Origin of the sequence: Kineococcus sp. TRM81007 (assembly GCF_022669155.1) — a bacterium.
Classification (GTDB): domain Bacteria; phylum Actinomycetota; class Actinomycetes; order Actinomycetales; family Kineococcaceae; genus Kineococcus.
Genome location: NZ_JALBVB010000057.1, coordinates 102,235 through 113,101 on the forward strand (window position 1 = coordinate 102,235; position 10,867 = coordinate 113,101).

At 73.9% G+C, this 10,867-nt stretch carries 9 protein-coding genes; 6 read left to right on the plus strand and 3 right to left on the minus strand.

Annotated features, from left to right (window positions below; genetic code table 11):
• Positions 1-82: 82 nt before the first annotated feature.
• Positions 83-1,060, plus strand: a complete 978-nt coding sequence (gene dapA, locus MN205_RS17645; RefSeq protein WP_242129638.1) for a 4-hydroxy-tetrahydrodipicolinate synthase — start codon at positions 83-85, stop codon at positions 1,058-1,060.
• Positions 1,057-2,742 carry a ribonuclease J gene (locus MN205_RS17650; RefSeq protein ID WP_242129639.1) on the plus strand — a complete coding sequence of 562 codons (1,686 nt, stop codon included), beginning with the start codon at positions 1,057-1,059 and terminating at the stop codon, positions 2,740-2,742. The genes dapA and MN205_RS17650 overlap by 4 nt, the downstream gene beginning before the upstream one ends.
• A gap of 23 nt (positions 2,743-2,765) precedes the next feature.
• Here MN205_RS17650 and MN205_RS17655 read toward each other — a convergent pair whose 3' ends face one another.
• Together MN205_RS17655 and MN205_RS17660 are read right to left on the minus strand one after the other, a co-directional pair.
• A complete protein-coding gene (locus tag MN205_RS17655) occupies positions 2,766-3,545 on the minus strand; it encodes a sporulation protein (RefSeq protein ID WP_242129640.1) in 780 nt (259 codons plus the stop codon).
• 304 nt (positions 3,546-3,849) lie between these two features.
• On the minus strand, positions 3,850-4,269 hold the full coding sequence (locus MN205_RS17660; protein ID WP_242129641.1) for a ChaB family protein: 420 nt from the start codon (positions 4,267-4,269) through the stop codon (positions 3,850-3,852).
• A 68-nt stretch (positions 4,270-4,337) separates the two neighbouring features.
• Here MN205_RS17660 and MN205_RS17665 point away from each other — a divergent pair, with 68 nt between their 5' ends.
• The 3 genes from MN205_RS17665 to gdhA all read left to right on the plus strand — a co-directional run bounded on the left by MN205_RS17665 (position 4,338) and on the right by gdhA (position 8,088).
• Positions 4,338-4,985 (plus strand): cyclase family protein, encoded by a 648-nt coding sequence (locus tag MN205_RS17665; protein ID WP_242129642.1) that lies wholly within the window; start codon positions 4,338-4,340, stop codon positions 4,983-4,985.
• Positions 4,986-5,088: 103 nt separating this feature from the next.
• A complete protein-coding gene (locus MN205_RS17670; protein WP_242129643.1) occupies positions 5,089-6,672 on the plus strand; it encodes an alpha/beta hydrolase fold domain-containing protein in 1,584 nt (527 codons plus the stop codon).
• Positions 6,673-6,738: 66 nt separating this feature from the next.
• On the plus strand, positions 6,739-8,088 hold the full coding sequence (gene gdhA, locus MN205_RS17675; RefSeq protein WP_242129862.1) for an NADP-specific glutamate dehydrogenase: 1,350 nt from the start codon (positions 6,739-6,741) through the stop codon (positions 8,086-8,088).
• 40 nt (positions 8,089-8,128) lie between these two features.
• Here gdhA and MN205_RS17680 read toward each other — a convergent pair whose 3' ends face one another.
• Complete coding sequence (locus MN205_RS17680; protein WP_255820612.1) at positions 8,129-9,373, minus strand: alpha-galactosidase; 1,245 nt, start codon at positions 9,371-9,373, stop codon at positions 8,129-8,131.
• A 144-nt stretch (positions 9,374-9,517) separates the two neighbouring features.
• On the opposite strand from MN205_RS17680, the gene MN205_RS17685 reads away from it, so the two are divergent.
• A complete protein-coding gene (locus tag MN205_RS17685; RefSeq protein ID WP_242129645.1) occupies positions 9,518-10,834 on the plus strand; it encodes a Gfo/Idh/MocA family protein in 1,317 nt (438 codons plus the stop codon).
• The last annotated feature ends 33 nt before the right edge of the window (positions 10,835-10,867 follow it).

Here is a 10,867-nt window from a genome sequence, read left to right on the forward strand (position 1 = left end):
GCCCGGACCCCCGAGCGGGCAGCGACCGGGTCCTCGCACGTCCCGCACCGGCCGGGTCGGTGCTCGGCGGTAACCTCCCTGCATGCCCACCGCCACCGCTGCGCAGCCCCCCCGTCCGTTCGGGGCGGTGCTGTCCGCGATGGTCACGCCTCTGACCGCCTCCGGCGCCCTCGACACCGACGCCGCGGCCGCGCTGGCGGAGCGCCTGGTCGAGCAGGGGCACGACGGCCTCGTGGTCAGCGGCACCACGGGCGAGTCGCCCACCACCTCCGACGCCGAGAAGGAGCGCCTGCTGCGCGCCGTCCTGGAGGCCGTCGGCGACCGCGCCCACGTGCTGGCCGGTGTCGGCACGAACGACACCGCGCACACCGCGGAGCTGGCCCGCGCCGCCGAGAAGGCCGGCGCCCACGGGCTGCTCGTGGTCACCCCCTACTACTCCAAGCCCCCGCAGGCGGCCCTGGAGCACCACTTCACGACCGTGGCGGACGCCACCGGCCTGCCGGTGATGCTCTACGACATCCCCGGTCGCGCGGGCGTGCCGATCGAGACGGAGACCCTCGTGCGGCTGGCCGCGCACGAGCGGATCGTCTCCGTCAAGGACGCCAAGGGCGACCTCACCGCCACGTCGTGGGTGCTGGCCCGCACCGACCTGGCGTACTACTCCGGCGAGGACGCGCTGAACCTGGCGCTGCTGACCCACGGCGGCTCCGGGCTCGTCAGCGTCGTCGCCCACGTCGCCGGCCGCGAGTACGCCGAGATGGTGCGCGCCGTCGACGCCGGCGACCTGCTCACCGCCCGCACCCTGCACGCGCGGCTGCTGCCCGCGGTGCGCGGGATCATGAACCGCACGCAGGGGGTCGTCGCCGTCAAGGCCGCCCTGCAGCTGACCGGCGCGCTGGCGCACCGCTCGGTGCGCGCCCCGCTGCTCCAGGCCACCGCCGCCGAGGTCGACGCCATCGCCGCCGACCTCACCGCCGCCGGGCTGCTGCCCGGTCCCGCCGACTCCGCACCCACCCGCACCACGAGCGCGACCGCACCGGTCGCAGGAGGAGCCGCATGAGCCACCCCCACCCCGAGCTGTCCGCCCCGCCGCCGCTGCCCGACGGCGCCCTGCGCGTCGTGGGCCTCGGCGGGCTGGGCGAGGTCGGGCGCAACATGACGGTGTTCGAGCACCGCGGCAAGCTGCTGATCGTCGACTGCGGCGTGCTCTTCCCCGAGGAGCACCAGCCCGGCGTCGACCTGATCCTGCCGGACTTCGAGCCCATCGCCGACCGCCTCGACGACATCGTGGCCGTGGTCCTGACCCACGGCCACGAGGACCACATCGGCGCCGTCCCCTACCTGCTGCGCATGCGCGCCGACATCCCGCTCGTCGGCTCGCAGCTGACGCTGGCGCTGGTCGAGGCCAAGCTCAAGGAGCACCGCATCCGCCCCTACACCCTGGGGGTGAAGGAGGGGCAGACCGAGCAGCTGGGGCCGTTCTCCTGCGAGTTCATCGCGGTGAACCACTCCATCCCGGACGCGCTCGCGGTCGCGATCCGCACCGACGCCGGCCTGGTGCTGCACACCGGCGACTTCAAGATGGACCAGCTGCCGCTCGACGGGCGCATCACCGACCTCAACGCGTTCGCCCGCCTCGGCGACGAGGGCGTGGACCTCTTCTGCGTGGACTCCACCAACGCCGAGGTGCCCGGCTTCACCGCCCCCGAGCGCGACATCGGTCCCGTGCTCGAGCAGCTGTTCGGCCGCGCCGAGCGGCGCATCGTCGTCGCCTCGTTCTCCAGCCACGTGCACCGCGTGCAGCAGGTGCTCAACGCCGCGGACGCGCACGGGCGCCGGGTGGCCTTCGTGGGCCGCTCCATGGTGCGCAACATGGGCATCGCCGCCGACCTCGGCTACCTCGAGGTGCCGCCGGGCGTGCTCATCGACCTCAAGCAGGTCGACGACCTGCCCGACGACCGCGTCGTGCTCATGTGCACCGGCTCGCAGGGCGAGCCGATGGCGGCGCTGTCGCGCATGGCCAACCGCGACCACCGCATCTCCATCAGCGCCGGCGACACGATCGTCATGGCCAGCTCGCTCATCCCGGGCAACGAGAACGCCGTGTTCCGCGTCATCAACGGCCTGATCCGGCTCGGCGCGAACGTGGTGCACCAGCAGAGCGCGAAGATCCACGTCTCCGGGCACGCCAGCGCCGGGGAGCTGCTCTACTGCTACAACATCCTCAAGCCGCGCAACGTCATGCCGGTGCACGGCGAGTACCGGCACATGGTCGCGAACGCCGAGCTGGCGATCAAGACGGGTGTGCCGCGCGAGCGGGTCGTCATCGCCGAGGACGGCGTGGTCGTCGACCTCGTGGACGGGCAGGCGAGCATCACGGGCGCGGTGCCGGTCGGGTACGTGTACGTCGACGGCTCCAGCGTCGGCGAGATCACCGAGGCGGACCTGAAGGACCGGCGCATCCTGGGCGAGGAGGGGTTCATCTCCATCTTCGTCGCCGTGGACTCCGTCACCGGCAAGGTCGTCTCCGGCCCGGAGTTCAACGCCCGCGGCTTCATCGGCGACGGCGACGAGCGCTTCAGCGGCATCAAGGCCAAGGTGGAGGCCGCCCTCAACGAGGCGTCCACCGGTGCGGTCGACACCTACCAGCTGCAGCAGATCGTGCGCCGCACCGTGGGCAGTTGGGTCAGCCAGAAGCACCGCCGGCGCCCCATGATCGTGCCGGTGGTCGTCAGCGCCTGACGATCCCCGCCCCGGTGGCCGAGTCACCAGCCCCAGCCGCGGCGGGCGCCCAGCTCCCGCACCGCCCGCTCCAGCGCGCCGGCCACCCGCGAGCGGTCGGTGTCCGCGTGGGACAGGCGCAGCCGGCTCACCACGTCGCGGCCCTCGGTGAACAGCCCGCCGCGCCGGTCCGCCTCGAGCACCACGTCCACGCCCTGCGGGTCGGCCAGGAACGTCACCTCCAGCTCGTTGACCCCCCGGGCGCTCGCCGGCGGCGCGAACTCCAGCTCCTGGTAGAACGGCAGGTCGGAACCGTGCAACCGGCCCTTCTCCACGTCGGCGTGCTTGAACCGCCAGCCCAGGGAACCCAGCGCGTCGACGACCGCCTGCTGCACCGGCAGCGGCGCCACGGTCACGGCGTCCAGGTCACCGGGGTCCACGGCACCGGCGATCACCAGCTTCGTGACGACGCCGACGTGCACGCCGCGCAGGTGCCAGCGGCCGATGGCCGTCACCGGCGTCTGCCACGGCAGTCGCAGGGAGAACGGCAGTTCGGTGCGCTCGCCAGGCACCGTGGTGAAGCCCGCGCCGACGCGGGCGCGGCCGAAGACGACGTCCTCGCGCCACTCGGAGTCGCCGCTCTCGACCTCCACGCGCGCCTGCAGCCCGACGACGACCTCCTCGACGTCCTGGGCCACCGAGCCGCCGACCACGACGACCCGGCCGCTGACCGTGCCGCCGGGCTGTGCGACGTCGCGGTCCAGGACCGTGTCCACCGAGGCGGCTCCCGCGCCGAAGCGGGCCATGAGGTTGCGCAGCGCCATGTCGTCCCTCCTCCCGGGGCCGACGGCCGGCCCCCACGGTGATCGACGGGCGGCGGGGGCGGCGCGTTCCCGCCCCGGACGCGCGAACGGGCGGCGGGGGTGCGCGCACCGCCCACCGCCCGTCCCGCTCAGGAGCGGCGCTTGCCGCCGCTCGTGAGCCGGCTGACGATCTTCTGCACCGCTGCGCCCTTGAGGACGCCGGAGATCAGGCCCACGACGATCCCTCCTCTCACCGTTCGGACTGGTGCGCTCCCAGTACCCGGGAACGGGCGGATCATGCGTGCCGACGGCCGGCCGGACCCGGTCAGTCCTCCTCGCGCGACTTCCGCGTCTCCCGGTCGTTCGCCTTCCGGATCCCCTGCACCAGCTCGTCCTTGTCCATGGACGAGCGGCCCGGGACGTCCAGGCGCCGGGCGACGTCCATCAGGTGCTCCTTCGTGGCGTTGGCGTCCACCCCGCCGGCGGTCTCGCGGTCCGTGTCACGGCCACCCTCGGCCTGCGCGTCCGAGGGGCCCCTCCGGTCCTTCGGCTCCCAGTGGTCGCCGACCTTCTCGTGCGTGTGCTTCAGCGCCGCGTACGCCGTCTGGTGCGCGCGCCTGCCGTCGCCGTACTCCTCCTCGGCGTGCTCGAGGGTCTTGGCGTAGGTGCGCTGCGTCTTCGCGTCGGAGCGGGCGATCGTGCTCGGCAGGTCCTCGGGGTCGGGGTTCTCCTTCTCCTCAGCCATGCGGGAGGCTTACCCGCGGCGGGCAGCGCCGAACCCGGCAGCCCGGCCCCGCCGCCGAGGAGGCCGACGTGGACCGCACTCCGACCGGAACCCTGATCGACGTGACCGTGCCGCTCGTGCCCGGCCGGGTCCCGCTGTACCCGGGGGACACCGCGCTGGAGGTCGAGCGCCACCAGACCCTCGCGCAGGAGGGGGTGAACGTCTCCCGCCTGACGTGCTCGGCCCACTGCGGCACCCACGTCGACGCCCCCGTGCACTTCCTCGACAGCGCCGGCGGCATCGAGACCGTGCCGCTGGACGTGCTCGTCGGGCCGTGCGAGGTCGTGGACGCCACCGCCCCGGAGGGGCACCTGGACGCCCCCGCTGTGCGGTCGCTGGAGTTCCCCGCCGGGACGCGGCGCGTCCTGCTGCGCACCCGCGGCGGTGCCCTGTGGGACGGCCCGGAGTTCAGCGAGGAGTTCCCGGGACTGACCGGCGACGGTGCCGCCGCCCTCGTCGAGCGCGGGGTGCGGCTGGTGGGCATCGACTACCTCTCCGTCGCCCCCTTCGACGACCCCGCACCGGCGCACGAGGTGCTGCTGCGCGCGGGCGTCGTGGTCGTGGAGGCGCTTGACCTGCGCGCGGTGACGCCGGGCGCCTACTCGTTCACGTGCCTGCCGCTGCTGGTCCCGGGGGCCGACGGCGCGCCGGCCCGCGCGTTCCTCGCCCCCGCGTGAGGGACGCCGCCGGGTGTGACGGCCCGCGACCGGGGTACGGGACCGGGTGACGCGCGGTCCCGCCCACCGGCGTGGCCGTCCCACCCACCGAGCGGGAGAGATCGTGCCCCTGAACTACGAGACCCAGCCGGGTGACGTCGACCACCTCATCGCGGACGACCACGCGATCGTCGAGCGGCTGTTCCAGCACCTCGAGGCCGGGCGGGGGAACCGCCGGGTCCTCGTGGACCAGGTCAGCTTCGAGCTGGCCCTGCACGCCTTCGCCGAGGAGACCGTGCTGTACCCGATCTGGCCGGAGATCGGGATGACCGACGAGCACGACGACGCCGAGCACGAGCACCAGGAGATCAAGGAGATGCTCGTCACCCTGGGCCGGGGCGAACCCGGGCAGGAGGAGTTCGAGCGGACCCTGACCCGCCTGATGCAGGTCGTGCGGCACCACGTGGACGACGAGGAGCAGGAGGAGTTGCCGGAGTTCCGCGCCAAGGCGGGCGCCGAGCGCATGGCCGAGCTCGGCGGGCGGTTCCTCGCCGCCAAGCGGCAGGCCCCCACGCGACCGCACCCGCACGCTCCCAGCGAGGGCGTCGCGGAGCGCATCGCCGGGCTGCTCGCCCGCCCGCTGGACCAGGTGCGCGACACGCTCTCGGGCAGGAAGGAGGAGATGGCCACCGACGCCTCCGGCCTGCTCACCCCGCAGGCGCAGGCGATCGCCGACGCGCACTCCTCCCTGGGCCCGCTGCCGCTGCAGACCCTCACCCCCGAGCAGGCCCGGGAGCAGCCCGGCCCCGACGACGCGGTCAAGGAGGTCGTGGCCGAGCGCGGCCTCGAGGGTCCCGAACCGGTGGGCTCGGTGGAGGACCTGCGCATCCCCGACGGCGCCGGCGGCGAGCAGACCCTGCGCGTCTACACCCCTGCCGACGCCGGTGACGGCCCGCTGCCCGTGGTCCTGTGGGTCCACGGGGGCGGCTGGGTGCTCTTCGACATCGAAACCTACGACGCCTCCTGCCGGGGCCTGGCGAACAAGACCGGCGCGATCGTCGTCTCGCCGGGCTACCGCCGCGCCCCGGAGGCACCCTTCCCCGCCTCCCACGACGACGTCCTCGCCGCCTACCGGTGGGTCGCCGCCAACGCCGCCACCTTCGGCGGGGACCCCGCGCGCATCGGCATCGGCGGGGAGTCCGTCGGCGGGAACATGGCACCGGCCACGGTGCTGCAGCTCGCCGAGGCGGGCGAGCAGCTCCCGCTGGCGCAGGTCTGCGTCTACCCGCTGACGACCGCGGAGCAGTTCGGGGAGTCCATGGCGGACGCTGCCGACGGGCGCCCGCTGAACCGGGCGCTGCTGAGCTGGATGGCGATGCACGCCTTCGCCGGCCGCCCCGACGCCGCTCGAGACCCACGCATCGACCTGCTCGGCCTGCCCGCCGAGCGGTTGCGAGCGATGCCGCCCACCCTCGTCGTCACCGGCGAGCGCGACGTGTTGCGCAGCCAGGGCCAGGAGTTCGCCCGCCACCTGCAGGAGGCGGGCGTCGAGACCACCGCCCGCCACTACGACGGCGTCATGCACGAGTTCTTCGGCGCCGCCGCCGTCCTCGACGAGGCCGAGGACGCCCAGCGCGCGGCCGCGGAGCACTTCCTGAACGCCTTCGGCGCCGCTGTGGCTGCGCTCCCGTCCGCGCCCCGTGGTTAGGGTGCCGGAGGCCCGCCGCGAAGCACGACCGACCGTCCCGCAGCGTTGCAGAAGGAGAACCTCGTCGTGACCCACGTCGTCGCCCCGGTCGTCGAGAACATCTACGAGGAGGTCGTCCGCCGCAACCCCGCCGAGGGGGAGTTCCACCAGGCCGTGCGGGAGGTGCTGGAGTCGCTGGCGCCCGTGCTGGCGCGCCACCCCGAGTACACCGAGCTGAAGACCATCGAGCGCATCTGCGAGCCCGAGCGCCAGATCATCTTCCGGGTGCCCTGGACCGACGACCGCGGCGAGGTGCAGATCAACCGCGGCTTCCGCGTGGAGTTCAACTCAGCCCTGGGCCCCTACAAGGGCGGGCTGCGCTTCCACCCCTCCGTCTACCTGGGCATCGTCAAGTTCCTCGGCTTCGAGCAGATCTTCAAGAACGCCCTGACCGGCATGCCGATCGGCGGCGGCAAGGGCGGTTCCGACTTCGACCCCAAGGGCCGGTCCGACGCGGAGGTGATGCGGTTCTGCCAGTCGTTCATGACGGAGCTGTACCGGCACCTGGGTGAGCACACCGACGTGCCGGCCGGGGACGTCGGCGTCGGGGCACGGGAGATCGGGTACCTCTTCGGCCAGTACAAGCGCATCACCAACCGGTACGAGTCCGGTGTCCTCACCGGCAAGGGCCTGACCTGGGGCGGGGCGCGGGTGCGCACCGAGGCCACCGGCTACGGCGCCACGTTCTTCGCCTCGGAGATGCTCACCGCCCGCGGCACGTCGCTGGAGGGGCGCACCGTCGTCGTCTCCGGTTCGGGCAACGTGGCGCTGTACGCCGTGGAGAAGGCGACCCAGCTGGGCGCGACGGTGGTCGCCTGCTCCGACTCCGGCGGGTACGTCGTCGACGAGGCAGGCCTGGACCTGCGGGTTCTGCAGGAGGTGAAGGAGGTGCAGCGCGGTCGCCTGACCGACTACGCCGAGCGCGTCCGCTCCGCCCGCCACGTCGCCGGCGGGTCGGTCTGGGACGTGCCCTGCCACGTCGCGATCCCGTCGGCCACGCAGAACGAGCTGGACGCGGACGCCGCCGCCCGGCTGGTGCGCAACGGGTGCATCGCCGTGTCCGAGGGGGCCAACATGCCGTCCACGCCCGAGGCGCTGGCGGTGTTCCGGCAGGCCGGGACCGCCTTCGGGCCGGGCAAGGCCGCCAACGCCGGCGGTGTGGCGACCTCCGCCCTGGAGATGCAGCAGAACGCCTCCCGCGACAGCTGGACGTTCGAGCACACCGAGACGCGGCTGGAGCAGATCATGCACGACATCCACGCCCGCTGCGCCGAGGCCGCCGAGGAGTACGGCACGCCCGGCGACCTCGTCGCCGGCGCGAACATCGCCGGTTTCACCCGCGTGGCCGAGGCGATGCACGCTCACGGGCTGGTGTGACCCGCCGCGCCGCCCGGGGTCCGCGCCCCGGGCGGTGCCCTCAGCCGGCGGGCGCCAGCAGCAGCAGCCGGGTGCCGTGCGCGGGCACCTCCACCTCCACCGCGCCAGCGCTCAGCGGTACCCGCTCGCCGGACCACAGGTCCCGCGCCGACACCGGCGCGTCCACTCCCAGGTCGCCGCCGCTCAGCCGCAGCGGACCGCTGGGTTCCTCGCCGAGCCAGAACACCGCCACGTACGTGCCCCCGTCCGCCGCCCGCGCCGTCCACACCACCAGTTCCTCGTCGCGGACGACCTCCCGGTTCCGCGAGCTCGAGCGCAGCACCTCCAGCACCGCGTCGTTCGTCAGGAGCGCGTGCGTGTCCGCCGGGGTGTCCGGCAGGTGCCCGCCGAACATCAGCGGTGAGCGGGCCACGCACCAGAGCGTCACCAGCGTGCGCTGCTCGTCGAGGGTGAGGCGGCTGAGGCGGTCCTCGCCGCGCTCGGCGCGGCCGCCGATGCGGCCCAGCGGCAGCATGTCCAGGTCCGCCCAGCCTCCCGGGGCCTGGCCGGGAGCCCAGCGGGCCGCGCGCTGGAACTGCTCGCGCACGTCCTCCCACCGGTCCCACAGGTCGTCGCTGACCCGCCACACCTGGGCGTGCTCGCGCAGGTGCTCCGCGCGGGCCAGCGACAGCCGCCGGCCGGGGGACAGGGACAGCACGACCGGGCGGCCGCTGCGGCGGATCGCCTCCGCGTACGCGGCGACGTCGCGGTCGTGGTACGGGTGCAGGACGTCGTCGAGCTTGAGGTAGTCCACGCCCCAGGCGGCGAACTGCGCGACCTGCGCGTCGTACCAGGCCTGCCCGGCGGGGTGGTCCAGGTCCACGCCGACGTTGTCGGGGTTCCAGGCGCAGTCGTCCTCCGGCACCGCGACGTCGCGCGCGGTCGCGTCCGTGCCCAGCACCGGCAGGTCCAGCTCGACGGCCTTGCGGGGGATGCCGCGCATCACGTGCAGGCCGAACCTCAGCCCGCGCTCGTGCACGGCGGCGGCCAGCGGCGCGAAACCCGCACCGCCGGCGGCGGAGGGGAAGCGGTTCGGTGCGGGCAGCTGCCGCCCGTGCGCGTCGAGCACGGGGTCGGACACCGGCCGGTAGCCCCCCGCGCGCGTCACCGGCTCGTACCACTGGATGTCCACCACGACGGTGTCCCAGCCGTGCGGGAGCAGGTGCTGCGCGAGGTGGTCGGCGTTGGCGAGCACCTCCGCCTCGGTGACGGTGGTGCCGAAGCAGTCCCAGCTGTTCCAGCCCATCGGCGGGGTGAGGGCCAGGGGGCCCGAGGCGGGGTCGGGCGTCTGCTCGGGCACCGGTGCTCCTCGTCGTTGACGGTGGTCGACCCGGAGCCTACGGTTCGAGGCGGGAAAAGGCTTTCACGACCCGTGCTCGAAGGAGAGACGATGGTTCAGCGCCGCTACGGCCTGGTGGGGTGCGGTTCGCGCGCCCGGATGTACGTCGGCGCGATGACGGGGGCGCACGCCGCCGACGCCGCGCTGGTCGCCCTGGGCGACACCAACCCCGGTCGCGCGCAGTTCCACCGCGACGCCGCCGTCGCCGCCGGTGCGCAGGCGCCCCGGCTCTTCCACCCGGACGACCTCGAACGTGTCATCGCCGACGAGCGCCTGGACCGCGTCGTCGTCACCTCGCCCGACCACACCCACGCCGACCTCGTGTCCCGCTCCCTGCTGGCCGGTGCCGACGTCGTCGTCGAGAAGCCGCTGACCACCGACGCCGACGGCGCCCGGCGCATCGTCGAGGCCGTGCGCATCAGCGGCCGCTCCGTCGTCATGACGTTCAACTACCGCTACTCGCCGCGCAACACCGCCCTCAAGCGCGTCATCGCCTCCGGGGCCATCGGCACCGTCACCTCCGTGCACTTCGAGTGGGTCCTGGACACCAAGCACGGCGCGGACTACTTCCGCCGCTGGCACCGCCGCAAGGACAACTCCGGCGGACTGCTCGTGCACAAGGCCTCCCACCACTTCGACCTGGTGAACTGGTGGATCGACGACGAGCCCCGGCGCGTGTTCGCCAGCGGCGGCCTGCGCTTCTACGGGGCGAAGAACGCCGCCGCCCGCGGCCTGGGCCCGCGCCCGGCCCGCGGCACCGGCGGGGACGCGAGCGACCCCTTCCAGCTCGACCTGCGCAGCGACGAGCTGCTGCAGGAGCTGTACCTGGACAACGAGCAGCACGACGGGTACGTGCGCGACCAGGACGTCTTCAGCGGCGACATCGACATCGAGGACAACCTCTCCCTCGTCGTGGACTACGCCGGTGGGCCGTCCATGTCGTACTCCCTCAACGCCCACGCCCCCTGGGAGGGCTACACCGTCGCCGTCAACGGCACCGCCGGGCGCGCCGAGCTCACCGTCGTCGAGCGCGGCGCCGTCACCGCCGAGGCGTGGCTGGACCCCAGCGCCGTGCCCGAGGCGCGCGACGAGCGCGACGAGCGGCCCGTCTCCGAGCGCCTGCTCGTGCAGGAGCACTGGGGCACCGCCCGCGAGGTGCCCATCGAGAACGGTGCGGGCGGGCACGGCGGCGGCGACGTCAAGCTGCTGCGCGACGTGTTCGTCGGCCCCGGCGAGGACCCGCTGGGCACCCCGGCCGACTACACCGACGGCGTGCGGGCCGTCGCCGTCGGCATCGCCGGCAACGCCTCCCTGGCCACCGGCCGGGCCGTGCCGGTCGACGAGCTCGGCCTGTGGGGCCGCGGCTGACCGTCCCGCCTCAGCGCGGTGCGGCGGGCGCCA